This window comes from Nodosilinea sp. E11 (assembly GCF_032813545.1).
Lineage (GTDB): Bacteria > Cyanobacteriota > Cyanobacteriia > Phormidesmidales > Phormidesmidaceae > Nodosilinea.
In genome coordinates, this window is record NZ_CP136520.1 from 639,288 (window position 1) to 664,184 (window position 24,897).

The window sequence follows — 24,897 nt, forward strand, 5'->3', positions numbered from 1 at the left end:
GCTGCCTAGGAGGTTGTCGCCTATGAACTGTCGTCGGCTAGTTTACTTAACCCTCGGGCTGGTGCTGGCGCTGGCGTTGACCTGGTTCAAAGTGCCCGCCACCATAGTGCCCCCGATCGCGCCTTCAGACCCGGTGACGGTGTATGTGGTCGAATCGGGCCTCCATGCTCGCCTGGTGGTACCCCTGGGCGATCGCTGGGTGCAGTACGGCTTTGGCGACTGGGACTACTACGCCCGCCACCGCCAGGATCTCTACCATGCGGTGAGAGCTTTAATCTGGCCCACGCCAGGAGCCCTCGGCTGGGGAAACATTGAGTCTCTCGATCACTTTCGGGCGATCGCCGAACCGCGAGGATTTCGGTTTTTGACCTTTGCCGCCTCTGCGGCCCACACCAGCCAGCTCATCGCCGATCTGGGCAACCGTTTTGAGCGACAAACGGCAGCGGGGCACGTGTTTAACCCCAAGACCAATCTCAACCTGGCCCAAGATGAACGCATCTATGCAATTTGGCACAACAGCAACCACGAGCTGGCCCAATGGCTAGAGGCATTAGATTGTCGTGTTGAGCATCTATGGCTTTGGAGAGAGTTCCATCTAGCTTCAGCCCATTGATAGGTAACCCTTGGGCGGGCTCTCCCCTAACAAGTAAGAGGCATAGGTATAAGCCACCAGCCAATTTAGCGATGGTTGGTTGACCGTACCGGTCGCAGTTATAGATTTGCCCCTGAGCCCTACCCCCCGAGTCTCCACCGTTTAGGACAATACCTGTGGTTCCTCTGCACGATAACAACCCAACCAAAATTAAGCCCTGGGTGAACTATGGCCTGATTGCTATCAATATCTTGGTGTTTATCTACGCTCTGACCCTGTCGCCCGAGCAGTTGCAGGGGTTCTTTCAAACCTTTGCGATCGTGCCTAGCCAGCTAACCGCTAGCTTTCAGAGTGGTAATGTAGCCGCGATCGCCGGGCAGTCGCTAACCCTAATCACCTCCCAGTTTCTCCATGGGGGGTTTCTGCATTTGGGCGGCAACATGCTGTTTCTCTGGGTGTTTGGCAACAACATTGAAGAGAAGCTGGGGCGGGTCTCCTTTTTGTTTTTTTACCTGACCTGTGGAGCCTTGGCGGGGCTGGCTCAGTGGGCACTCTCGATGCAGTCTGACATCCCGATGGTGGGGGCTAGCGGGGCGATCGCGGGGGTTTTGGGAGCCTACATTTTGCGCTTTCCCAAGGCCCGCATTCTGACGCTGATTCCCCTAGGTATTTTCATTACTACGTTCCGCATCCCGGCCATATTTTTTCTGGGGTTTTGGTTTTTTCAGCAGACGCTCTATGGCTTTGCCAGCCTGCAAGCCACCACCAGCATCGACTCGGGCGGCGTTGCCTACTGGGCTCACGCGGGTGGCTTTGTAGTGGGGCTAGTTCTAGCCCCAGTGCTTGGACTATTTCGATCCTCGTCCCCTGGCCCCGGTCGTGGTCGGCTGAGATCATGACTCAAGGGGTGCGATCGCCCCTGCCGCCTCACGGCCCCCCAGCTCACAACGGGCCTGAGCCCTGTTTTTTGAACTCTCTAACACTCTGTTTTTTTACGCAAACTTCGAGGTTAACGCGATGAAACGTTTGACGCGTCCGGTTAAATTTTTGCTCTGTAGCCTGGCGGCCCTGGTGTTGCTGCTGGCCTGCCAGCAAGTGCCCCAGGCCCAAACCGATGCCCCGGCCCCCAATCAGGCTGAAGCAAGCCCGATCGCCTTCCCCGATCGCCTGCTGGCCACCCCAGCAGAACTGCCGCCCCTACCCTACGACTACGCCGCCCTAGAAGCCGCCATTGATGCCGAGACCATGCGGCTGCACCACGACAAGCACCACGCGGCCTACGTCAACAACCTCAATGAAGCCTTAGCCGACTACCCCGACCTGCGCGGACAGAGTGTCGAAGCGCTGCTGAGCGATCTTGATGCCATTCCCGAAGACATTCGCACCACCGTACGCAACAACGGCGGCGGCCACCTCAACCACACCATCTTTTGGCAGATCATGAGCCCCGAGGGCGGCGGCGAACCTACCGGCGAGATCGCCCAGGCCATTGAGCAGACCTTTGGCAGCTTTGCCGAATTTCAGACGCAGTTTAATGAAGCCGGTAGCGATCGCTTTGGCAGCGGCTGGGTCTGGCTGGTGAGCAACGACGACGGCGACCTCGAAATTGTCGATACCGCCAACCAAGACAGCCCGATCATAGATGGGCAGTACCCAATCATGGGCAACGACGTGTGGGAGCACGCCTACTACCTGCGCTACCAAAACGAACGCGGCGAGTACCTAGAAAACTGGTGGAACGTGGTCAACTGGCCCGAAATCAATCGACGCTACCAGGTGGCTACCCAGCAGACCACCTAAGGGCGGTCGAGCAGGTCGGCGATCGCCAACACAACAGTCTCGGGTTCGATGGGTTTGGATAGGTGGCGTTGAAAACCACTGTCGAGGGCTTTTTGAGCATCTTCGTCGCGCACGTAGGCGGTGAGGGCGATCGCCTTTACCTGCCCCCCTTGCTCGACCGGTAGGGCACGAATCTGGCGCATCAACCCGTAGCCGTCTAGATGGGGCATGCCAATATCGCTGACGACAACATCGGGTTGGAAGCGAATTAGGGTGCTCAGCGCATCAGCCGCCGATGTCAGACTTGTCACCTCAGCCCCATACTCCTCTAGCAGCAGGGTAAGCAGGGCTAACGCGTCGGGGTTGTCGTCAATGGCCATCACCCGTACGCCCGTGAGGTCGATCGGCTTGGCTGAGGCACGGGGGGCCAAGTAGCTCGGCCTAGAGCTGAGCAGCGGCAGCTTCACCGTAAAGGTAGCCCCCTGGCCCTCACCGGGGCTGTCGGCGACGATAGTGCCGCCGTGGGCTTCGACCAAGTAACGTACGATCGCTAGCCCCAGGCCCAGACCGCCAAATTGGCGAGTAATGGAGGTGTCTTCTTGGCAAAAAGAGTCAAAAATATGGGGCAAAAACTCTGGGCCAATACCCCGCCCTGTATCGGTAACCTTCAGCTCAGCCCAGTGGTCGACCTGCCGCAGTTGCAGGTCAATGCGGCCATTTTCGGGGGTAAACTTCACAGCATTGGTCAGCAAATTCCAGACAATTTGCTGAAGACGCGCCCCATCCCCCTGGAGAGGGCCAAGATCGTGCAGGTCAGTGGTGATGTGAATCGCCTTCGCATCGGCAGCCGACTGAACAGTTTCGATCGCCGCTTCGATAATAAAAACCGGATCGACCGGGGCGGGTTCGATCTTGAGTTTGCCGCGCAAAATCTTGGCAATATCTAACAAGTCATCAATCAGCTGAGTTTGCAACTTGGCGTTGCGCTCAATGGTGGCCAGGGCGCGGGCGGTTTTATCGGCATCCATTTTTTTGGTTTGCAGCAGCTTGGCCCAGCCTAAAATGGGGTTGAGAGGCGACCGCAGCTCATGGGATAAAATCGCCAAAAATTCGTCTTTAATGCGGTTGGCGCGCTCGGCGGCGGTACGGGCCAGGCGCTCTTGCTGGAGCAGGCGTTCGCGTTCGGCTTCGGCTCGTTTTTGCGGGGTGATATCTAAGACCGTACCGAGAAACCGCAGGGGCGTGCCATCGGCGGCAAAATAGACTTGCCCTTTGGCTTTAACCCACCGTTCTGCCCCCGCTTGAGGCACAAGAATACGATACTCGACGTTGAACTTGCCGCCACTCGAAACCGTTTGAATGGCTTGCACGATCTGGCGAATGCGATCGCGATCGTCGGGATGCAGACCCTCAAAAAATCGCTCAATGCTGATGTCAGCCTCGGGCGGCAGGCCAAAAATAGCTTTACAGCCTGCATTCCAGGTAAGCACGTTGGTGGTTAGGTTCCAGTCCCAGGTGCCCATTTGGGCCGACTCGATCGCCATTCGCAGGCGGTCTTCGCTTTCTCGCAGATCCGTTATGGCCCTCTGGCGTTCGGCCTCAATCTGCACCCGCTCGCTGATATCTACCGCTGCGCAGGTGATACCCACAATCCCCTGCTCACCATCGCGAATAGGGTCGATGGTCAAGTCGTAATAGCCAACTTGGCCATTGGTGACAATCTTGACCTCTTCTCGCACGGTCACTCCGGTGGCGATTACCTGACGTTTGAGCTGGGTTAGGTGGGCAGCGGTCTCGGGGGCCCCAAGGTCGACATCTCGCTTGCCAATCACATCGTCTACCGAGAGACCTAGGGTGGGGTTATAGATCCAGGTGTAGCGCAGATCTAGGTCTTGATTAAACAGCGTGATCGGCGCACTTTTAAGGGCCACATTGAGCCGTTCGGTGGCCTGCTGCAGATTGAGTTCTGCCTGTTTGCGATCGGTAATGTCGATGTCAATGCCCGTCATGTGTGACGGGGTATCTGTGGCACTGTAGAAAACTTTGCCCAGACTCATGATCCAACAGACGGTGCCGTCGGGTCTGATCACTCGCAGCTCAACGTTGTATTCTTCGCGTTGATAGACAGCGCGGTGCAGGGCTTGTTGCACCGATTGCAAATCGTCTGGATGCACTAGGCCTATCACGGTTTCGTAGGTGTTTAAACTGTCGGGAGCCAAGCCAAACAGGGTTTTCAAATTTTCAGAAAATCGCACTTCACCGGTTTGAATATTCCAGTCAAAACTACCCATTTTGGCAGCAGCCATGGCCAGACTGAGGTGCTCCTGGTTGCGCTTCAAGATTTTTGCATTCTGCTTGAGTTCGGTAATATCTCGCCAGGCAATAATGCCGCCAGTAACGTCGCCCGTCTGATTGTAAATAGGCCCAGCGTTACACAAAATTGTGATGGTTTTTCCCGCTGCGTTTTGCAGCAGCCATTCTTCATTGGTTACCACCTCGCCCTGCTGCACAGCCCGAGTCAAGGGCAATGCCTCAGGGGGGGCCAAGGTGCCATCGAGGCCAAAAATCTGCCAGGTTTCTGGATGGTCAGAATAGGGAATGTCTCCCAACTCGTCTAGGGTGCGGCCCGTTAGGTATTGGCCGTAGCGGCTGACTTGGCGAATGCGCACATCGGGGGCATCGGCAATGGTAATGCCCTCAGGAATATATTCCATCAAGGCCTGGAGAGTCTGTTGGCCAGCTTCTGCCTCCTGAATTTTTTGCTCTAGGGCGGCTTCGATGCGTTTGCGATCGCTGATGTTAGCCAGCGCCCCCGGAAAAGCAACAGCATTGCCCTCGCTGTCGTACTCGACCTGCCCGCGGGCAATCACCCAGTGGGTTTCGCCGCCGGCATAGCCAATGCGAAACTCAGCAGCACAGCCGTCTCCGGTGGCGATCGCCTGTTTAATCGCCGCCGTCACCCGCTCCCGATCGTCGGGGTGAATCAGGCCGATAAATTTCTCTAGGCGCACCCCGGCAGCGACGCGATTGGGGTTGAGGCCAAACAGCTCGGCAAAGCTGCGGTTGGCCGTCACCCGATTTTTGGGAATATTCCAGCGCCAGGTGTACACCGACCCAGCAGCCAGCGCGGACTCTAACTGAATGTGAGCCTCTCGCAACTGGCGCTCGGCCCGGTTGCGATCGCGCAGAACTGCCTTTTGCTTGCTGATGTCAACGGTGGACCCCACCACCCGCACCACCTGCCCCTGCAGATCGCGCACCAGGCGGCCTCGCTCCCAGACATCGACCCAGTGCCCAAGCTGATGGCGCACCCGATATTCTGACTCGTATAACTGGCTATCATCGGCAAACAGCTCGGCCATGTAGGCCTTTAATCGCGCCCGATCGTCGGGATGAATGCGGTCTTCCCACCAGCTGGAGGTGGGCGGGGCCTGCTCGGCGGCCACCCCAATCAAATTGAAAAGCTGCTCTGAACGATAAACGCGATCGGGAGCCTCTAGGCTGACCTCGCTGACGTCAAACACCATGCCATTGACCGCCTGAATCACCAGGCGCAGGCGGTCTTCTAGCTGCTTTTGGTCATGGACATCGGTGATAGTGCCAGCCCAACCGGTGATCTGGCCATCACGATTTTGGGTTGGCCCGCCTCGGGTGACAAACCAGCGGTAGGCACCATCGTGGCGGCGCAGCCGGTGCTCAATTTTAAAGCTTTGACCAGCGGCGATCGCCGTTATCCACTGAGCGACGGTAGAGTCACAGTCGTCGGGGTATAGGGGGCCAGCCTGGGGCCAGGGAAGGGCCTCATCGGCCCCTTGGCCAGTGTACTCATACCAGCAGGGGTTCCAGTAGGTGATCGTTCCAGCGGCATCGGCCAGCCAGACAATCTGGGGCAGCACATCGGCCAAGGCGTGAGAGTAGAGCGGGCTGGGACCAGCTGCCGAGAACTGCGCCGTTTGCAGCGATCGCCGCAGCACCGCCGGAGTGATTTGTGCGCTGACCAAATAATCGGCGGCTCCGGCCTTCAGGGCAGCCACCGCCCTGAGGAGATCGTCATCCCCAATCAGAATGATCGGCGGGCAGGCCGGTTGAAGCTGGTGCTGCACGCGATGCAGCAAGTCAACGCCATCGACCGAGCTAGGGTGAGTATCAATCAAAATGCCGCAGAGCGCTGGCTGTTGGGCAAGACTGGCTAGCGGCCCATCGTAGGGGTGTTCAACCAGCCGATAACGCTCTTCCCCTTCCTTTTGAAGCATAGACCCATAGACCTTACCCTGCCCCTGCTTGTCACTGATCAACAAAACTGTGCGCTCGGGGGTTGTCATGGGACGGGGTTTAAATATTACTTAGGCCTGAAGATGAGGGCTGAGACTAACCGATTGACCTACTGCAAATGTTAACGCTCGTTCTGAGAAGACAAACGGCAGAGAAAAACCTGCTTTGACCCAATAATAGGACCAAACAAGAGTTAGGTCCGCCGCTACAAATCACTATAGAGCTTATCGGTTGGTCTAGCCTTAAGAAATATATCTAAAGGTATAACCTGTTGCCAGGTGGCTGATAGCACATTAGCTCGATCTATAGATCTATAAAAATCTAAAACAGTAGGTTGCCGCGACTCATACCACATTATGAGCCACGGTTTAGCTAAAGAGGCTACTCTCTAAAATCTACCCCCCGAACTCTACCTGGGGAGTGGTACAGACAAGCCAGTTGACGAAGTAAAAATAAAGAGCAAAAGCTTGATTAGGACTACATTTATGAAATTGAATCGTGTTATGCCCCGGCTAGCCGGTCTAGGTCGCTGGGTAGCGACGACGGTATTTTGCCTGGCTGCGATCGCCTTCACCTGGCAAATGCCGATTTTCTCTAACCTCTCGGCTCTGGCTGCTCCTGGGTCTAGCCTAATTGCCTCTGCCGATGCCGGCGATCAGATCAAAGGGGCTGCTGAAGACATTAAAGATGGTTCTAAAAGCCTAATTCGTAACACCGAAGACAATGTTAAAGGTGCAGCCAGAAAAAATGCCGCTAAGGTCGACGAAGCTGACGACCAGGGCAGCTTTGTAGAGCGCAAAGCCAAGAGCGATCGCAATCGCATTGAGCAGCGGGCTGAAGCTGATGCTGACCGCACCGAGCGCGCTGCCGAAAAGTCTATGAACGCCGTTGAGCGGGCCGTAGACAACATCAAAGACGCGTTCAGCGACTAAGCAAGCGTTTAATTAGCCCTATTTTGTTGGGGCATCAGCTACTGCTTATACCCAGGTTCTCAATCAACTTGTCTGTATAAGCAGTAGCCTCAACGAGAAACGTAAAAGGGTTGAAATCGCACCTACCGGCTGAATAAAATTCCCTTTAAAGTTAACGATTAACATGAAGTCAAATTAACAAACCGGCAGACCATGGCTGGCCTGTCATTGCCGCAAAGGCAGGAATTCACCCTGGAGAACTTATTCACAATGGATTGCTCCTTCTACCCCCTTTCATTCTCGCATTTATGGGAATGACCCATTAGAACTTTTGAAACGCACCTGAAGCGGACCTGATACAACGCAGCCGTTAGCAGCCCAAAAAACTAAAAACTATTGTTTCATCATCTCTATGCTCAGCCCCAAACAGGTTTGGCGTTTGTTAAAAGAGGCCTTCAAAGCCTGGAATCAAGATCAGGCATCGCGGTTGGCCGCCGCCTTGGCTTACTACACCTTATTTTCTCTAGCGCCGCTGCTGCTGCTGACGATCGCGATCGCCAGCCTATTTTTCGATAACACGGCGGTGCGCGAACAGTTGCTAGGGCAGGTGCAATCGCTAGTGGGTACAGCCAGTGCCGATTTTGTCAGCACGGTGCTCGACAATGCCAATCAGCCCGGTAGCAACTCGGGCTGGGTTGCCTCGGGGGTGAGTTTAGTGCTGGTGCTGGTGGGGGCCACTGGGGTGCTGGCCCAGCTGCAACAGTCCCTCAATATCATCTGGAATATTTCCGTACGCCCTGACGTCGGTGTGTTCAACATCCTGCGCCAGCGGCTCCTGTCGTTGGGGATGATCATTGTGATTGGTTTTTTGCTGCTGGTCTCCCTGGTGATGAGCGCGCTGATCTCTGGATTTTCGGGCTATCTCTACACCTTGCTGCCTGGCCTCGATGCCCTGGTGCAACTGCTCAATTTTGCGGTGGCCTTTGGCCTCACCACCCTACTGTTTGCCTTAATCTTTAAGTACTTGCCCGATGCGGTGATTAGCTGGGGCGATGTCTGGTTTGGGGCGGCGGCGACAGCGCTACTGTTTTCAATTGGCAAATATTTGATTGGTCTGTACCTAGGCAACAGCGGCTTTGCTTCTTCCTACGGGGCGGCAGGGTCGGTGATTGTTTTGCTGGTTTGGGTGTTTTATTCGGCCCAAATTTTGTTTTACGGGGCCGAACTCACCCAAATCTATAGCGGCCGCTTTGGCTCCCAAATTAGGCCCAATCAATACGCGACCCAGCACGATTCTCTACCTCAAACCCCGTCAGATTCAGCGTAGCGACTATGACTATTTGGTTCAACAATCACAAAGATACCCTGAGGGGCATTCTGGCCGTCTGCATGGTGGTGGCTGGGGTACTGCATTTTGTGCAGCCCGATCCCTTTATTCGCATTGTGCCAGGGTTTTTACCCGCTCCAGCGACCCTGGTTTATCTCAGTGGTGTAATCGAGATTTTGCTGGGTCTGGGGTTGCTCTGGCCCCCGGTCCGTCAGCTCTCGGCTTGGGGATTAGTGGTGCTATTTATTGCGGTTTATCCTGCCAACCTCAATATGGCGATTAACCATATCCCCATTGCGGGGGTTCCCGATACCTGGTGGTTTCACGCCATTCGGTTGCCGTTTCAGTTTGTGCTGATTGCCTGGGCCTACTGGTTTACCCGCCCCGAAGTACCCCAGCTGTCCTAAGCCGATGTTCTCAGCCCCATGACGTCTCTCTCTCCTGTTTCCTGGTTAGCGGTGGCAGGCCATCTGGCCGTAGCCCTGGTTTTAGGCGCTGTGATCGGCCTCGATCGCGAGTACAGCCACAAAGCTGCTGGCCTGAGAACCAATATGCTGGTATCCCTGGGGTCGGCTTTATTTATTGCGGCCACCATTCAAAGCGGTATGGCCGAGGTGGAAGGCACGGCCCTGCCGCGCACGCTGCAAGGCATCATCACCGGGGTGGGGTTTGTCGGGGCCGGCTCCATTTTGCGAGAAGACCGGGTGCGGGGGCTGACCTCGGCTACCGCCGTGTGGGTATCGGCGGGGGCGGGTGTGGCCGCTGGGCTAGGTCTGTGGCAATTAGGCCTTTTAGGCACGGGGTTTGCGTTGATTGTTCTGCGGGTGGTGAAATGGGCCGAAGACCAAATTTAACCTCCCCATGGCCCTTTCTAGCGCCACGCTGTCAACGAGTAGGGTCTATGCAACGGTTGGGGATCCCTAGCCTTGGCCATAGTGCCTCAAGCTTATAGATACGCCCAAAAATCTACCGGTCGAACGATAGGGCTGCGCCCAGGGCATTGCTAAGGTGGTCTAGATGTGGGTGCCAACGGCCTGTCAACAATCGTTATTGTCGCTGACCAGTCGCTGGATTTTGCCGCTAGACCTTAACGTTTGACCTTAACTCTTGCAATGAACCAGAAAAACATGAGTCAGAAATCCACGGATGCTGCCGAGATGGCTCAGGCTCACGCCATCGATGAAGCACCTCCCCCGCCCAATGAGCAGGTGATCCATCTTCCCCCGGCTCGGGCAGCAGCCGAGGCGGCGCGCACGGGTCTAGAGGATGACAGCGCCATGGTTGGGGCTACCGTACCCAACCACGAATCTATGGCTGCGGGCGGCCCCACCACAGCTGGTGACCCCGACGCCATGATCGAGCAAGCTAAAGTGGTGGGTGAAGAGGCGATCGGCGGCACTACGCCGACCCCGGACCAAAATAACGTCGATGACATTGCTGCGGCTGTGGGAATTGACGTTAAGCCTGAGCATCCCCTAGCCATTAAAGACGAGATGGATCGCCGCGATCGCCAGCGGTTTGAACTCGATCCTGATTCTAAAGACGCGGCGTTGTAATCCTCTACTGCCATGGCCTATCGATTTGTTGCCGACAGCACTGTAGAAGCTAATGTTCAGCGCGTTTTTAGCGAACAGCTGGGCAAAGCGGTTGAGCAACTCAGCGAAAATTTTCAGAAGCAGCCTGAGCAAGCCGTTCATAACGCCCGAAAATGTCTAAAAAAGTCGCGATCGCTGCTGCGCTTAGTGCGCAAGTCGATAGATAAATCGATTTATCAGCAGGAGAGCCAACGCCTGCGAGATGTGGGGCGATCGCTGGCTCCGGCCCGCGACAGCGCTGTCTACCCAGCCACCCTCAGCACCCTCCTCGACACCTACGGGCTCACCCTCGACGTCAACAGCTTTTCTACTTTAAAAACGGGCTTAGTTGATCTCTACAACGTTCAGCTAGACAACCTCAGCGATCGCGAGCAATTCATTGCGGCGGTAATGACCGACCTAGAGGCAAGTCAAACTAACCTCAGCCAGGTAGCGCTCAAGCAAACTGGGTGGAAAGCGGTTGCCAAAAACCTGCGCCATATCTATTCTCAAGGACAGCAAAACTTCGATCAGGCCTATAACGACGGCGACGATGACGACTTCCACAACTGGCGCAAACGAGTCAAAGATTTGTGGTATTGCACCTGTTTGTTGCAGTCGCTGTGGCCCCCGATTATGAAAGCCTTTGAGTCAGAACTCCACGAACTGGCCGATCTTCTGGGAGACGACCACGACATTGCTGCCCTAAGGCAGTTTTTAACTCACCATGCCAAAGAGGTCGGGGTTAAAGACGTACATATGCAGGTGTTGGTGCCGTTGATGGGGCATCGTCAAACCAAGCTGCACCGACGGGCCAAAACGTTGGGTCAAAAGCTCTATGGCGAAACGCCAAAAGCCTTCAGCGATCGCATGGCCAGTTACTGGCACGCTTAATGCTCGCTAAATGTGGTAAATCAGTTCAGGAGATGGCCGTAATGACGGGATAAGAGAACATTGCAACACACCTTGAAACAGTTGGCCCATTTGTGGATGCAGGGGGTGCACCCTCGGTTGATGTCTTTTGTGACCACCGTTGGCGTGCTGTGGTTAGGGTTTTGCCTGCTGTTGTTGCTGGGCTTGGCTGAACTCGCCGACGAGGTCTTAGAACAAGAGTCTTTTTTGCTCGATGAAGCCACGCTGTTGTGGATCAATCAATTCACTCACCCCTGGCTCGATCGAGTGATGCTGGCGGCTACCCGCCTGGGTGACCCCAGCACGGTGGTTCCCTTAGCCTGCATTGGGTTTAGCCTGCTCCTGTGGCGGCGAGAGTGGCGAGTGGCTACTCTGTTTGCGATTGCCTGTACAGGGGGAGCCGTTCTGAGCATTGGGCTGAAGTTGTTTTTTAGCAAGCCCCGGCCCCAGCTCTGGCCCCAGCTGATTACCGAACACACCTACAGCTTCCCCAGTGGCCACGCCCTCGGGTCGATGGTTTTGTATGGCTTTTCGTCCTACCTGCTGGTCCAATATTTTCCCCAGTGGCGGGGGCTGATCTATGGGCTAGCCACCCTGCTGATCGGGGCGATTGGCCTGAGCCGCATTTACCTGGGGGTACACTGGCCGACCGACGTACTGGCGGGCTACGCCATTGGTTTTCTATGGATTAGCGGCTGCATTGCGCTATTGAAACTCAAACAGGTTCAGCGGGCCAGTTAAGCCGTTCAGTCTGGAAGCCGGTAAAGTCAACTGTTATAGCCATAGTCACTTGGGTTAGGACATCTAGATACCTTAGAAACGTTCGAACGTTCAAGCGTTTCTAAGGAAAATGTCCTAACCAGACTGGCTACAGCTATAGGTCTCACCCCCCTTCATCTCTTTCCCATGTTCAACTGGATTGTCACCTGGATTGAATCTCTCGGCTATGCCGGCATCTTTGGCTTGATGGTGCTAGAGCATCTTTTTCCGCCCATTCCGTCAGAATTAGTGATGCCTCTAGCGGGTTTTGTTAGCAGCAACAGTACCCAGATGAACCTAGCCGGGGTGATTTTAGCCGGAACCTTAGGGTCGCTGGTGGGGGCATCGGCCTGGTATGGGGTTGGTTTATTAATTAGCCACGACCAGCTCATGGGCTGGGTAAAACGCTATGGCCGGTGGTTGACGATCAAGCCCCAAGATCTTGAAAAAGCGATTGACTTCTTTAAAAATAGTGGCGGCAGCTGGGTGGTAGGCGTAGGCCGGGTCGTACCAGGAATACGCACCTATGTCTCAGTACCGGCAGGGCTGAGCCACATGCCGCTGTTGCCCTACCTGGGCTATTCGGCGCTGGGTACGGCGCTGTGGACCGGGGCGCTGGCCGCAGCGGGCTATGGGTTAGGGGATCGGTTTGAGCAAGTGCAGCACTTTATTGGTCCTGTGAGCAAAGTGGTGCTGATTAGCGGGGCGATCGCCCTAGGAATATGGCTGATTAAGCGCTATCGCCGTCAGCCTAAAGTTTGATACTAACTAACCGACTGGCTCAGCCATAATCTACATTCAGCTATAGGCAAAGGCCCCCCTTAAGCATGAGGTTGAGAGTAGAACTCTGTGGTCTACTGATACTACTAGGTTGAAATCTAGGCTGAGTTTTAAAGCAGGCTTTTAGTTCCTTGCACCGCAGGATTAACTGTATTAGCGGGTGCGAAACTACCACATGCATTCTCTAGCTATAGATTCAACTTTTGTATGGCTGCCTAGGGGATTGAGCCAGCTTTTTTATGGCTAGCTCCGTTCTAAACCATTTCTCCACAGCCCAATTAAATCCGGTTGATTGCGTTCTAGGCTAATCGAGCATTGGTCTAGAGTTTGGCGGCTGTATGCTGCGATCGCCCAAAACGCGCCATCGCATTACCGGGCTTTAAAGCACCACTTTGTTAATTTGAGGATTGCCTTATGAAAACCTTACGCAAGCAACGCTCCACCCTAGGCTTTAAAGGCGGCGCAGTGGCTTTAGCCCTGTCGGCCTTTGCCATCACCGCTTGCCAAACCCCTAACGACACTGCCGGCACCACCGACACCCAGCCCACCACCCAACAGCCTGCCACTGACCAGCAGGCCACCGATCCCGATGATGCCAATATTCAAGTAGGCGATCTAGCCGGCAACCTTGAAGACTATCTTGGTCAGAGCGTTTCGGTGCGGGGCGACGTTGTTGAAGCCGTGGGTCAAAATGCCTTAATCCTTCGTGGCGATGGTCTGTTTGGTGGCGACGATGTCGTTGTGTTTAATGCCACTGGCGAACCCATTGTGCTGACTGAAGCCGGCGCTACCGAGCGACTCCAGGTCACTGGCGAAGTACGCCAAGTCGTGATTGGCGAAATCGCCCAGCAGTATGGTTTAACCTTAGACGAAGCCACCTACGGTGACTACGAAAATCAACCGGCCATTATTGCTGAGAGCGTGGCCTTGGCTCCCGAACCCGGCGAAATTAGCGATAACCCTGAGGCATTCTACAACCGAGTCATTGCCGTAGAGGGTGAAGTTGGCGAACAGTACGACAACAATACCTTTACCATTTCTGGGGCAGGCTTGTTTGGTGGCTCTGATGTGCTTGTTGTGGGCGACCAAGCTAACATGGCTAACTTAGGCGACGACTTTGAAGTGGTTATCTTGGGTACTTTGCGACCCTTCAACGCCGCTGAGCTAGAGCGCGAGTACAACCTAACCTGGGACGACAACCTGCGTCAGAGCATTGAATCTGACTACGGGGATGAGTCCATTTTGGTAGCTGAACAGGTCTTCCCCCTGGGTCGCTAAGTTCAACCAGACCTAGGTACACTATGTACCCATTACGGGTAACTCGGTCCTAAGTCTAGAAACAATAGAGCCCCAGTGGCCAATGTCTGGGCGCATTCAAGAATTAGAGCGTTAACTAGTTCTTGAATGCGCCTATTTTCTTATTTTAGTGATGCGGAGATCAAAGATGACTAGCTTGCCAGAACAACCAGACCCCCTCCACCCGCCTCAACCGTCTGAGCCCGAGCTACCACCCATAGCCCCAGAGGTGCCTGAGCAGCCCGAACAACCTGAAATTCCTCCCTCACCAGAACCACCGGCAGTGCCCCCTTTGCCCCAAGAGCCCGAAATTCCTCAGTGGCCTCAAGGCCCAGAAGTGCCGCCGCTGCCTGGGCCACCCGGCGAGCCAGATCTACCCCCAACTCCTGCAGTGCCCAATTCGCCCGAGCCACCTGGCATAATCGCGTCGGGCGTTGTTGAGCAAAACCTCGGGGGACGAGGTTTGTGAGTTAAACAGGCCAACCCGCTTCAACTATCTCCTCAACTCAATCAGCGTAGAGGCGTTAGGGCAGTGCCCTAACGCCTCTACGCTAGCTAATAGTTCTACACACTTTACCGGCCTGTGCTGAAGGATTAGGTCGGCTTACCCGATACCAGACGTGGCTTACCGCTTCACAATAATCCAAACGGCGTGGATGATACCAGGAATATAGCCCAGCAGAGTCAACAAAATATTGATCCAGAATTGGGGACCAATGCCCACTTGAAGAAACACTCCTAGGGGTGGGAGAAAGATGGCTGCCAAAAGCCTAAGTAAATCCATGATTAGTGAACCTCCAATCCCAATGTATTTTTTACCTTCATCCAATCTAAATCAGAGGGCATAGCTTTTTCATCATCCCCAAGAGCAGACTATTCCCTACCAAAAGGTAGTGATTTGCCAAGTTATTTCGACGGGGAGATGTCATTTGAGACTGGCCATGAAAACCTATAAGAAGGGGCTGTTAGAGATAGAGAAAATAGATTCTCATCGGCCTGGGAACGACGTAGGCACCTGCAAACGTGGGATGCACTCGGGGTTGAAACTAGTAAACTTCAAAAAATTGCCCAAAAATTATTTTTGTTGCAAGGAACCTTCTAGTGAGATTTGGCCATTGGTTAAGCTTAGTAATTGTGGGGGTTTGCCTTTACATACTTTGGGTAATCCGCAATGTTCTGCTGCTGGTGCTGGCCGCCGTAGTTTTAGTAGTTGTGCTAAATCGAGCTGTAGTTGCCCTGCAGAAATACTTACCCAATCGCCGTGCCGCAGTTTTTGTAATTTTTAGTTCCGCGCTACTCTTGCTAGGGCTATTTGGTGGTCTTGTGATTCCACCCTTTATTACTCAACTCCAGGCATTAGGCGATCTGACTCCCCTGGTGCTCAACCAAGTCTATACCTGGTTTGTGGACCTAGCTGATTCAGTACCAGGATTTTCTATTCAAAATTATCAAGACCTTGAGAATATTTTTAGGCAAATCCAGGCGCTCAATCTAGACATAATCTTTGGACGGTTTTTTAGGTTATTTTCCAATACGCTAGCGATCGCCTTCAACCTGCTACTTTTGCTAATGCTGGTCCTGATGATGCTGCTAAACCCAGTTTCATACCAGCAGCTTCTACTGCAACTCTTTCCCCATTCCCTGCGCCCCCAGGTGCGTCAGGTTTTAGATAACTGCGAAGCGGCGCTTTCAAGCTGGTTTATCGGTATTTTTGTCACTATGGTGGCTGTGGCACTGATGAGCCTTGCCGGTCTGTGGATGCTTGACATTCCCTTTGCCTTAGCCAATGGCATTCTGGCCGGGCTGCTGGCGTTTATTCCTAACCTGGGGCCGTTGATTAGCGTACTGCCGCCGGTTGCCCTGGCCCTGCTCGAATCTCCCTGGAAAGCGATCGCAGTAGTTGTGCTCTACCTAGTGATTTATCAGGTCGCAGGTCGTTGGCTGACAGCCCGAGTTATGCCTCGGCGCGTGGCTCTATTACCCGCTGTAACGCTGTTGGCCCAAATCTTCTTTACGGCATTCTTTGGGTTGCTGGGGCTAGTGCTGGCGCTGCCGCTAACTCTGATTATTCAGCAGTGGCTGAAAGCATTTTGGTTTGAGCGGGTTTTAGAACAGCATTGAGCTAGAAAACGGCTGGTTTGTCATTCTCGCAGAGGCAAGCATCAGGTGTATCCCAGCTTTGTAAAGGGGCTACGTCATTCCCACGCAGGTGGGAATTCCTTGTAGAGTAGGCTTATCCGGCGTAGATTCTCGCCCCACACCTTCACGGGGACAGGTTCTGCAGGGGACTGACAGGTCAGCGACCCGTCAGAGCAATGAATTTGCCAATTCGGGACACCCCCCGAGAGTCCACCTTGGAGTACCTTAGCCACGATAGATTCCCACGGCTGTAGGAATGACAGTTTAAAACCACTTAGGCGGACTTGATATAACGAGTAATATTGAATCCGATTTGGCTAGCCCCGGTTGGGTTAGGCAAACACCGTTGGCCTCTACCTACTCCGCCGGTTGGGAATCGGGGGTACAGGACTCGGATTTGCTATAGCTTTGGTCATCCAGGTTAGGACAGAGCCGTCATTCCCGTGTCAACGGGAATCCACTAGCTTGTCATTGCTCTCGAATGGATTCCCGCCGACGCGGGAATAACAGACAGGGATCGTTACAAGCAAAATGTCCTAGTGATGTTGGCTATGGCTATATAAACAAAAAATTGGGGTTAAAGGCGATCGCCCCCAATCCACCCTGACGATCGCCAAAGGGCATCACTCGTTTGGCAAAATCTTAAACGGCCACCGAGGGGACAAAACTCTTCGGTGGCCCCAAAAACCTACTTAAGCTGATAATCGGGGTCGATCCAGCATTGGGGCAGGGCTTCACCCGAAGGAAATTGCAGCTGCGACTTAGGAAAGGCCTGGGGAGGCTGTTCTTCTTCACCAGCTTGCTGCCGACCTAGCACCTGATCATGGACGGGGTTGAACAATTCACTGGGGTCAAGCACCTGAATTAAGGTTTGGCTTTGAGTATCTTTAACAAACATAGAGGTTTCCGCCGGGTAAGCGGTGCCATCTGTGGGCATTAGCGGGGCTAGTTGGTGCTAGCTACTCGTTAATCACCAAAAATAGTCACCATTATTACGTTCAAGCTTATCGAGCCGGCAGCCCAGAGGCTTCTGCCGGAGGAGATAAACCGGACCCAAAAAAGGTTGAGAACAGATAGGTGCTCACTTTAGCCAACTAGGGCTTAACAAGACGTAATTACGGCTTCTACCTAGAAGAGCAACAACATGTATTAATAATTTCTATCTTGAGGTAGATCATCTTTTCTATAAGAAGACTGATTATGGGTCAGGGCTAGGGGTAGAGTAGGTCACCTAGTGAAATGATCGTTCAGTTCTAACAGTCGTTGACTCATTGTAATAGCGGTCACTGCGGACCGGGATAAAACGGGAGTTCGTGGAGAATAGAATGCATCATCAGCGACTAACCCAGGCTGGTTTTTTGGGTGAGAGCCCCATGGCGATGCGATTGCGATCGCGCGACTGGTCCAATGCTCCCCTTGGGCAGCCGGCCCATTGGCCTGCCGGGCTAAAAACTAGCCTGAGCCTTTTACTCAACAGCGACAGGCCGATGGTCTGCGTATGGGGCCGCGATCGCTGGGTCTTCTACAACGATGCCTGTGCAGCGCTGAGCGTACCGGGCCACAGCTGGCCTGTGGGGGAACCTCTGACCCGCTATGAAGCGAAAGACTGGCAGCCCCTAGCCACGGGCGTTGACCAGGTACTTAGCACCGGGCAACCGCTGTCGCTAGCGGTAAATCCAGAGGGGAGCCCGCTGATGGCCAACCACGGCTGGGCCTTTAGCGCCATTTGGCAAACTACCGACCAGGTTGAGGGGGTGTTTGCCACCGCCCTCGCCCCCACCCCAGACCCCCAAGTCTCAAAGCACTTTATCGATCGCCGTCGCCCCACGGCGGCTAGCCTGCGAGAAAGCGAGGCCCGATTTCGCCACCTAGCCGACAACATTTCTCAGCTGGTATGGATGGCCGACCCCAGCGGCTCAATCTTTTGGTACAACCAGCGCTGGGTCAACTTTACAGGGCTGCCGCTAGATGCTTTGCAGGGTCAGGGTTGGCAGCAGCTGCATCACCCTGACCACATCGATCGGGTCATGGCAAAGATCGATCACTGCTTTGCCAACGGCGACCTGTGGGAAGACACCTTTCCCCTACGCAGCAAAGACGGGGAATATCACTGGTTTCTCTCGCGCGGCACCCCGGTGTGCGACGAGCAGGGAAAAGTGCTGCGCTGGGTAGGCACGAACACCGACATTACTGAATTTAGAGAGACTGAAAGAGCCCTCAAGCAGGCTACCGAACGACTGAATATTGCCCTCAAGAGCGCCCCCATTACGCTGTTTAGCCAAGACCAGGATCTGCGCTATACCTGGGTCTACAACCCCACCCATGACTACACCGTTGACCAAATGCTTGGGCAGCGCGATCGCGACCTGGTGTCTGCCGAGGCCGCCGATCGACTCACCGCGCTCAAACGGCAGGTGCTCGACAATGGGGTAGCCCTGCGGGCCGAGGTGCAGGTCGATCAGCTCTACTACGACCTCACCATTGACCCCATTCGCGATCAGCAGGGGAACATTGTGGGAGTGACCTGCGCGGCGGTAGACATTAGCGAGCGGGCCAAACTCACCGCCGAGCATCTGCAAGCTGAGCAGACCCTGCGCCAGAGCGAAGAACAGTTGCGGATGGCCCAGACCGCCGCTGGTGCCGGTCTTTGGGATTGGGATTTGACGGACAACACCGTAATTTGGTCGGAAGAGTACTATCACCTCTATGGCTTAGACCTGGGCGTCACTCCCTCCTACGAAAATTGGTTGGCCGCTGTGCTGCCCGCCGACCGGCCCTACATCGAGCGCAAAACCCGTGAGGCCATCGAGCAGGGTAAAAATCTCAAGGTCAGCTTTCGCGTTCAGCACCCGCAAGAGGGACAGCGCTGGCTGATGGTGCGGGGGCAAACCTTTTACGACGCGGCGGGTAACCCAGTGCGGATAACGGGCATTGCGATGAATGTCACCGAGCAAAAGCGGTTTGAGCAGGCCCTCGTCGAAAGCGAAGCCCGAGCGAGAACCCAGGCCGAAGAACTGGCGGCCCTGATGGAAGCCACCCCTGCCGCGATCTGGATTGCCCACGATGGCGATTGCCGTCTGATGACCGCCAACCGCATGGGTCACGATCTGATGCTCACCGAGCCCGGCAAGCCGTTTAGCCTCACTTCTGCCGAGAATGAGTTTTTGCTGTCGTTTAAGCCCTATAGGCAGGGGCAACTGATGGCACCCCAAGACCTGCCCATGCAAAAGGCGATGCGAATCCGGCAGGAGGTGACTGACGAAATTGAGTTGGTCTATGCCGACGGCACCGTGCGCCACATCTACGGCAAGGCGGTGCCGCTCTACGACCTGGAGGGGATAGTGCGTGGGGCGATCGGTGGGTTTACCGAGATTACGGCGATTAAGCAGAGCGAACAAGAACGCGAACAACTGCTCCAGCGCGAACGCATTGCCCGAGAGGAAGCCGAGCAGGCCAACCGCCTCAAGGATCAGTTTTTGGCGGTGCTCTCCCACGAGCTTAGATCGCCCCTCAACCCGATCTTGGGCTGGTCAAAGCTGCTGCAAACCCGTCGCTTTGACGAGGCCAAAACCGCCCAGGCCCTGGCTACAATCGAGCGCAACGCCCTGCTACAAGCCCAGTTAGTCGATGACCTGCTCGATCTAGCGAAGATTTTGCGCGGCAAAATTCAGTTCACCCCCATCCCAGTCAAGCTGGCGGGGGTGATTGAGTCTGCCCTGGAGACAGTCAAGGGGGCGGCAGCGGCCAAGGCGATCGCCCTGACAATCGACCTCGACGCCACGGTACAGGCCAGTGGCGACGCGGCCCGTCTGCAACAAATTGTGGGCAATTTGCTCTCTAACGCCATCAAGTTTACGCCCCAGGCGGGCCAGGTCACCGTTACCCTGCACGCCGTTGACAGCCAGGCCGAAATTACCGTGGCCGATACGGGCATTGGCATCAGTGCCGAGTTCTTGCCCTACCTGTTTGAGTCATTTCGCCAGGAAGATATCTCGATTACTCGCCAGCACGGTGGGCTGGGGCTAGGGCTGGCGATCGTGCGCCAGCTGGTCGAAATTCACGGTGGCACGATTGCGGCCCGCAGCCCAGGCGAGGGCCAGGGGGCAACGTTTACGGTGCGGTTACCCAAGCTGGTGGCCAAAGCCCGGCCTGGCCCGTCGGTCTCTCTCCCCCTGGCGGCCCCCGACCTGCGGGGTATTTGCGTCTTTTCGGTCGATGACTCCGCCGATACCCGCGAGTTGCTGACGGTGCTGCTGAGTCAGTATGGGGCCGAAGTGGTGACCATTGGTTCGGCCGCCGAAGTGCTCGATCGCCTGCAACACCAGCAACCCGATGTGTTGATCAGCGATATTGGCATGCCCGAAATCGACGGCTACAGCCTAATTCGCCAAATTCGCAGCTTGCCCCCCGACCAGGGCGGCAACATTCCGGCGATCGCGCTCACCGCCTACGCCCGCTACGAAGACCAGCAAGAGTCGCTGGCCAGTGGCTACCAGCGCCACCTGGCCAAACCCCTCGATATCGAAAAGCTGGTGCAAACGGTGATTGAGCTAACCCAGCGATCTCGCGCCTAGGCCACCCTCAGCTGCTGAAGCACCGCCTGAGCCGCCGCCTCGGAGGAGGCCGGATTTTGGCCGGTGATCAAGTTGCGATCGCACAGGACGTAGGGCTGCCAATCGTCGGTTTTTGAGTAGTTGCCGCCGTTGGCTTTCAGCATATCTTCGACCAAAAAGGGCACCACGTCAGTGAGGCCCACGGCGGCTTCTTCGCTGTTGGTAAAGCCAGTGACTGAGCAGTTTTTCACCAGGGGCGAGCCATCGGTGGCCTTGGCATGGCGCAGCACGGCGGGGGCATGGCAGACGGCGGCCACGGGTTTACCGGCGGCAGCGCAGGCTTCGATCAGGGCGATAGAGTGAGGATCGTCGGCCAAATCCCAGAGGGGGCCGTGGCCGCCGGGGTAAAACACGGCATCGTACCCCTCAGCGGTGATGCTCGACAGCACAGCGGTGTTGGCCAGAGCGGCTTGGGTCTCGGGGTCTTGGCGAAAGCGATCGGTGGCCTTGGTCTGGGCGTCGGGGGCATCGCTTTTGGGGTCTAAGGGCGGCTGTCCCCCCTGGGGTGAGGCCAAGGTGATGTCGGCTCCGGCATCTTTAAACACGTAATAGGGGGCGGCAAATTCTTCGAGCCAAAAGCCTGTTTTTTGGCCAGTGGTGCCCAGCTGAGCGTGGGAGGTGAGAATCATTAAAATTTTCATAGCAAGGAGGTCGTAAGGGTGGGCAAAGGGGCTGAGCAGTTAGTCATTGGTGCCAGGGCTGATCAGATCGACCATGACATTACCTAGCTGAGCAATGTCTAGGGGTTTAGAGAGGTGGCGCTGAAACCCAGCGGCCAGGGCGCGATCGCGATTTTGGTCGCCCACGTAGGCCGTGAGGGCGATCGCCGGAATGTTGCCGCCCTGGTCGGGGGGCTGCTGCCGCAGGGCTTGAATCAGCATGTAGCCATCCTGGTCGGGCATGCCAATGTCGCTAATCAGCAGGTCGGGGTGGTGCTGTTTGACCATCCGCAGCCCGGCCTGGGCCGAGCTCGCGGTTAGCACCTCTATATCGTAGTCTTGCAGCGAGAGGGTGAGCATGTGCAGCGAGTCTAGATCGTCATCGACGATTAGAACCTTACGCCCAGCCAAGTCAACGGGGCCAGACGACTGCCGCTGCTGGTGGGGCAGAGAACCTGGCGCTTGCAGGGGGAATCGCACTGTAAAGGTCGCCCCCTGACCTTCCCCAGGGCTATCGACCAACACATCACCCCCGTGCTGCTCGGTGAGGTAGCGCACAATGGCCAGGCCTAGCCCTAACCCGCCAAAGGCGCGGGTGCTGCTGCTGTCGGCCTGACGAAAGCGCTCAAACACGTAGGGCAAGAAATCAGCGCTAATGCCCTGGCCGGTATCGTTGACTTCTACCACAGCGTGGTGGTGGTCTTGGTAGAGCCGAACGGTGACCTCACCACCCTCGGGAGTAAACTTGACGGCGTTAGACAGCAGGTTCCAGACAATCTGCTGGAGGCGGTTGTCGTCGCCAGCGATCGGCCCCACGGTGGTATCTAGGTCGGTGTGCAGGGCAATGGCCTTAGCTTTAGCCGAGAGCTGCACGGTCTCTAAGGAGGCGTTAATCACACTGACTAGATCGATCGGCTGAATGTCGAGCCGCAGCTTGCCCCGCAAAATCCGCGATACATCTAGCAGGTCTTCGATCAGCTCGGCCTGAATCTTGGCGTTGCGCTCAATGGTCTCTAGGGCCTGGGCACGGGTGGCCTCGTCTAGAGGGCGCGATCGCATCAGGGCCAGCCAGCCCAAAATGGGGTTGAGCGGCGTGCGCAGCTCGTGGGAAAGCATCGCCAAAAACTCATCTTTGATTCGGTTGGCTGCCTCTGCCTCCGAACGGGCCACGCGCTCTTGGGTCAGGGCGCGATCGCGCTCTGCTAGCGCCATTCTCTGGTCATGAATATCGGTAGACGAGCCAAACCACCGCAACACTTCACCGCCCTCCCCCTCCAGGGGAAAAGCCCGCACCAGGTGCCAGCGATACTGGCCATCTGCCGCCCGCAGCGGTCGGGCCTCTAGGGTGAGCGGCTGCCCCGTTTGCAGCGACTCAGTCCAGGCCTGCTCACAGAGCTGGCGCTCGTCGGGGTGCAGCACCGCCAGCCACCCCTGAGCAAAACTCTGGGCCGATGACAGCCCCGTGTAGTCATACCAGCGCTGGTTGCAATATTCGAGCTGGCCATCGGGTCTGGCCGTCCAAAACATTTGCGGCATCGAGTTAGCCAGGGTGCGAAAGTGTAGCTCACTACGCCGCAGGGCCTTCTCCGCCTGCTTTTGCTCCGTCACATCAGAGTTGATTTCTAAAATAGTGTCTGGCTGACCCGCCGTGGTCGGCTGTAGCGTCCAGCGACTATGGATTAAAATAGTGCGGCCCTGGCGGGTCGTTTGCTTCAACTCCCCTATCCAATGCCCGTGGTGCAACACCGCCGCCCGAACCGTTTCTAGCGATTCAGGGAAAACGGTTTTGAGTAGCTCGGGGGCCGATCGCCCCATCACCTCCTCTGCAGACCAGCCATAGCGCCGCGCCGCGCCCTGGTTCCAGTAGGCAATCTTGCCGCTATCGAGCTCTCGAATAATAATGCCGTCATTGGCCAGGTTCAGCATTTGCATCTGCTGAGTCAGCCGACGCTCGTCATTTTTTTGATTGGTCAGGTCGCGAAAATAAATAGCCAGCCCGTTGGCCATGGGGTTGATGTGCATTTCAAACAGGCGATCAGGATGCACCACCCCTAGGGTTTCAACCACCACTGGGCGCCGGGTAGCCATCGCCTGACGAAAGGATTTTCCCATGCTGCTGCCCTCTAGGGTAGGCATCACCTCCCAGACAGCATGGCCCAGCAAAGTATCGAGGGGCTGCTGAAGCAAACGTTGGGCTTCGGGGTTGACGTACACAAAGCGCCACTGCAAATCTAAGGCATAAAACCCTTCGGTGATACTTTCTAAAATAGCCGTTATCCACTGGTTAGTCTCACTCAGTGAAGTTTCACTTTCTCGCAGCTGCAAGTAGCTTTGATCTAAGTACCGATTTGCCACTCTCAACGAGCCACACAAAATACTAATGACAGTATTTTGAACCAAAAATACCCCCAGACGGATTAGTGCTGGCAACCCGAGACTAAAGGTATATTGTGGCTCCATAAAGAAGTAGCCACTAATAAACGTAGAAAGCACTGTAGTGATGACGCCACACTCAATGCCACCCCACCAAGACGCCACCACCACAGCCCCGTTAAATAGCAAAAATGGCGTCATTATCATATCTGCAATTGGGTCAAGCAGACCCATGAGCACAAGAGCTGTGGCTGTACTAAGTACTGCTATGCCAAATGCTCTAGCGCTTAAATGAAACAGTGGGGGATTCATCACCATTTAACGGTATAGATGCTTTAGAAATTAAAGACTGCCTTCACCTGTGCATTGAATAAACTAAGTTGCGTCACAAGCTAAGAAAGCTGGGTAAACCGTAGAGTTAAGCAACAGTACCGAATCCAGGAAATAAGTTAAGGAATCTTAATATTTAGCTTCTAACATTATAGGGAGTTCTAGATTTTGTCGTCTACCGCCAGGTAGACATCGCTTTTAAGTTAGCCTTCCAGGCCGATTAAAGTCCTAGATTGTCGGTTGTCGTCGGTTGCCGAGGGGTATCTATAGCAATGCCCGATGGGTTTGACTGGTGAGCTAATGCCAGGGACAAAGAGCGAGTAAATGTTGGCTGCATTGCAGCGGCATCGCGATCGCAGACCAAAGACTCTAGAGGCTGCCCTAGATTGATCTGAACTCAATCTGACAACAACTATAGGGTACGCCATTTTAGGGCTTAAAGATTACAGAACCTATTACAGAAACAATATTCTCTACAATCGGCGGCGACATTATTTGTGAGTTAAATTTCGTAAAATTTTATTAGAAAGGGGTTCATCCTAAAGAAAGATAACCTGGCTAAACAGCGTCGATAGAGTGAG

At 55.2% G+C, this 24,897-nt stretch carries 19 protein-coding genes; 14 read left to right on the top strand and 5 right to left on the bottom strand.

Annotation, left to right across the window (positions count from 1 at the left end; all coding sequences use genetic code 11):
* Nucleotides 1-22: 22 nt before the first annotated feature.
* The 3 genes from RRF56_RS05320 (at nt 23) to RRF56_RS05330 (ending at nt 2,392) form a co-directional block, all read left to right on the top strand.
* Entirely contained in the window at nt 23-613 is a 591-nt protein-coding gene (locus RRF56_RS05320; RefSeq protein WP_317036594.1) for a hypothetical protein, read from the top strand.
* A 155-nt stretch (nt 614-768) separates the two neighbouring features.
* Nucleotides 769-1,491 carry a rhomboid family intramembrane serine protease gene (locus RRF56_RS05325; RefSeq protein ID WP_317036595.1) on the top strand — a complete coding sequence of 241 codons (723 nt, stop codon included), beginning with the start codon at nt 769-771 and terminating at the stop codon, nt 1,489-1,491.
* A 118-nt stretch (nt 1,492-1,609) separates the two neighbouring features.
* The gene (locus RRF56_RS05330) at nt 1,610-2,392 is read left to right on the top strand and encodes a superoxide dismutase (RefSeq protein WP_410510538.1); all 783 of its coding nucleotides are present in this window, start codon (nt 1,610-1,612) and stop codon (nt 2,390-2,392) included.
* Here RRF56_RS05330 and RRF56_RS05335 read toward each other — a convergent pair.
* A complete protein-coding gene (locus RRF56_RS05335; RefSeq protein ID WP_317036596.1) occupies nt 2,389-6,693 on the bottom strand; it encodes a PAS domain-containing protein in 4,305 nt (1,434 codons plus the stop codon). The two genes, RRF56_RS05330 and RRF56_RS05335, sit on opposite strands and share 4 nt — an antisense overlap.
* 435 nt (nt 6,694-7,128) lie before the next feature.
* Here RRF56_RS05335 and RRF56_RS05340 point away from each other — a divergent pair, with 435 nt between their 5' ends.
* From RRF56_RS05340 to RRF56_RS05380, 9 genes are all read left to right on the top strand, one after another.
* Nucleotides 7,129-7,575, top strand: coding sequence for a hypothetical protein (locus tag RRF56_RS05340; RefSeq protein WP_317036597.1), 447 nt, complete (start codon nt 7,129-7,131; stop codon nt 7,573-7,575).
* A 391-nt stretch (nt 7,576-7,966) separates the two neighbouring features.
* Nucleotides 7,967-8,881: a YihY/virulence factor BrkB family protein gene (locus RRF56_RS05345; RefSeq protein WP_317036598.1), complete on the top strand. Its 915-nt coding sequence runs from the start codon at nt 7,967-7,969 to the stop codon at nt 8,879-8,881.
* A gap of 5 nt (nt 8,882-8,886) precedes the next feature.
* Nucleotides 8,887-9,288 carry a MauE/DoxX family redox-associated membrane protein gene (locus tag RRF56_RS05350; protein WP_317036599.1) on the top strand — a complete coding sequence of 134 codons (402 nt, stop codon included), beginning with the start codon at nt 8,887-8,889 and terminating at the stop codon, nt 9,286-9,288.
* Between the two features lie 18 nt (nt 9,289-9,306).
* Nucleotides 9,307-9,735, top strand: coding sequence for an MgtC/SapB family protein (locus RRF56_RS05355; RefSeq protein ID WP_317036600.1), 429 nt, complete (start codon nt 9,307-9,309; stop codon nt 9,733-9,735).
* A 273-nt stretch (nt 9,736-10,008) separates the two neighbouring features.
* Nucleotides 10,009-10,437, top strand: a complete 429-nt coding sequence (locus tag RRF56_RS05360) for a DUF6335 family protein (RefSeq protein ID WP_317036601.1) — start codon at nt 10,009-10,011, stop codon at nt 10,435-10,437.
* Between the two features lie 12 nt (nt 10,438-10,449).
* The gene (locus tag RRF56_RS05365) at nt 10,450-11,349 is read left to right on the top strand and encodes a CHAD domain-containing protein (protein ID WP_317036602.1); all 900 of its coding nucleotides are present in this window, start codon (nt 10,450-10,452) and stop codon (nt 11,347-11,349) included.
* Nucleotides 11,350-11,469: 120 nt separating this feature from the next.
* Nucleotides 11,470-12,108, top strand: a complete 639-nt coding sequence (locus RRF56_RS05370; protein ID WP_317036603.1) for a phosphatase PAP2 family protein — start codon at nt 11,470-11,472, stop codon at nt 12,106-12,108.
* Nucleotides 12,109-12,273: 165 nt separating this feature from the next.
* Nucleotides 12,274-12,888, top strand: a complete 615-nt coding sequence (locus RRF56_RS05375; protein ID WP_317036604.1) for a DedA family protein — start codon at nt 12,274-12,276, stop codon at nt 12,886-12,888.
* Between the two features lie 432 nt (nt 12,889-13,320).
* The gene (locus tag RRF56_RS05380; protein ID WP_317036605.1) at nt 13,321-14,184 is read left to right on the top strand and encodes a hypothetical protein; all 864 of its coding nucleotides are present in this window, start codon (nt 13,321-13,323) and stop codon (nt 14,182-14,184) included.
* A gap of 643 nt (nt 14,185-14,827) precedes the next feature.
* On the opposite strand, the gene RRF56_RS05385 is transcribed toward RRF56_RS05380, so the two are convergent.
* Nucleotides 14,828-14,986, bottom strand: a complete 159-nt coding sequence (locus tag RRF56_RS05385; RefSeq protein WP_317036606.1) for a YqaE/Pmp3 family membrane protein — start codon at nt 14,984-14,986, stop codon at nt 14,828-14,830.
* 317 nt (nt 14,987-15,303) lie between these two features.
* Between RRF56_RS05385 and RRF56_RS05390 the strand changes: the two genes are divergently transcribed.
* The gene (locus RRF56_RS05390) at nt 15,304-16,323 is read left to right on the top strand and encodes an AI-2E family transporter (protein ID WP_317036607.1); all 1,020 of its coding nucleotides are present in this window, start codon (nt 15,304-15,306) and stop codon (nt 16,321-16,323) included.
* A gap of 706 nt (nt 16,324-17,029) precedes the next feature.
* Here the strand turns inward: RRF56_RS05390 and RRF56_RS05395 are convergent.
* Entirely contained in the window at nt 17,030-17,239 is a 210-nt protein-coding gene (locus RRF56_RS05395) for an acetyltransferase (protein WP_317036608.1), read from the bottom strand.
* 475 nt (nt 17,240-17,714) lie between these two features.
* Between RRF56_RS05395 and RRF56_RS05400 the strand changes: the two genes are divergently transcribed.
* On the top strand, nt 17,715-20,915 hold the full coding sequence (locus tag RRF56_RS05400) for a PAS domain-containing protein (RefSeq protein ID WP_317036609.1): 3,201 nt from the start codon (nt 17,715-17,717) through the stop codon (nt 20,913-20,915).
* Here the strand turns inward: RRF56_RS05400 and RRF56_RS05405 are convergent.
* Nucleotides 20,912-21,595: a type 1 glutamine amidotransferase domain-containing protein gene (locus RRF56_RS05405; RefSeq protein WP_317036610.1), complete on the bottom strand. Its 684-nt coding sequence runs from the start codon at nt 21,593-21,595 to the stop codon at nt 20,912-20,914. The genes RRF56_RS05400 and RRF56_RS05405 overlap by 4 nt on opposite strands.
* A gap of 39 nt (nt 21,596-21,634) precedes the next feature.
* Complete coding sequence (locus RRF56_RS05410) at nt 21,635-24,304, bottom strand: PAS domain S-box protein (RefSeq protein WP_317036611.1); 2,670 nt, start codon at nt 24,302-24,304, stop codon at nt 21,635-21,637.
* Nucleotides 24,305-24,897 lie beyond the last annotated feature (593 nt).

Coding starts and splice junctions, on each gene's coding strand:
- RRF56_RS05320 (WP_317036594.1), top strand. CDS start 23: ATGAACTGTCGTCGGCTAGTTTACTTAACCCTCGGGCTGGTGCTGGCG.
- RRF56_RS05330 (WP_410510538.1), top strand. CDS start 1,610: ATGAAACGTTTGACGCGTCCGGTTAAATTTTTGCTCTGTAGCCTGGCG.
- RRF56_RS05335 (WP_317036596.1), bottom strand. CDS start 6,693: ATGACAACCCCCGAGCGCACAGTTTTGTTGATCAGTGACAAGCAGGGG.
- RRF56_RS05340 (WP_317036597.1), top strand. CDS start 7,129: ATGAAATTGAATCGTGTTATGCCCCGGCTAGCCGGTCTAGGTCGCTGG.
- RRF56_RS05345 (WP_317036598.1), top strand. CDS start 7,967: ATGCTCAGCCCCAAACAGGTTTGGCGTTTGTTAAAAGAGGCCTTCAAA.
- RRF56_RS05350 (WP_317036599.1), top strand. CDS start 8,887: ATGACTATTTGGTTCAACAATCACAAAGATACCCTGAGGGGCATTCTG.
- RRF56_RS05355 (WP_317036600.1), top strand. CDS start 9,307: ATGACGTCTCTCTCTCCTGTTTCCTGGTTAGCGGTGGCAGGCCATCTG.
- RRF56_RS05360 (WP_317036601.1), top strand. CDS start 10,009: ATGAGTCAGAAATCCACGGATGCTGCCGAGATGGCTCAGGCTCACGCC.
- RRF56_RS05365 (WP_317036602.1), top strand. CDS start 10,450: ATGGCCTATCGATTTGTTGCCGACAGCACTGTAGAAGCTAATGTTCAG.
- RRF56_RS05370 (WP_317036603.1), top strand. CDS start 11,470: ATGTCTTTTGTGACCACCGTTGGCGTGCTGTGGTTAGGGTTTTGCCTG.
- RRF56_RS05375 (WP_317036604.1), top strand. CDS start 12,274: ATGTTCAACTGGATTGTCACCTGGATTGAATCTCTCGGCTATGCCGGC.
- RRF56_RS05380 (WP_317036605.1), top strand. CDS start 13,321: ATGAAAACCTTACGCAAGCAACGCTCCACCCTAGGCTTTAAAGGCGGC.
- RRF56_RS05385 (WP_317036606.1), bottom strand. CDS start 14,986: ATGGATTTACTTAGGCTTTTGGCAGCCATCTTTCTCCCACCCCTAGGA.
- RRF56_RS05395 (WP_317036608.1), bottom strand. CDS start 17,239: ATGTTTGTTAAAGATACTCAAAGCCAAACCTTAATTCAGGTGCTTGAC.
- RRF56_RS05400 (WP_317036609.1), top strand. CDS start 17,715: ATGGCGATGCGATTGCGATCGCGCGACTGGTCCAATGCTCCCCTTGGG.
- RRF56_RS05405 (WP_317036610.1), bottom strand. CDS start 21,595: ATGAAAATTTTAATGATTCTCACCTCCCACGCTCAGCTGGGCACCACT.
- RRF56_RS05410 (WP_317036611.1), bottom strand. CDS start 24,304: ATGGTGATGAATCCCCCACTGTTTCATTTAAGCGCTAGAGCATTTGGC.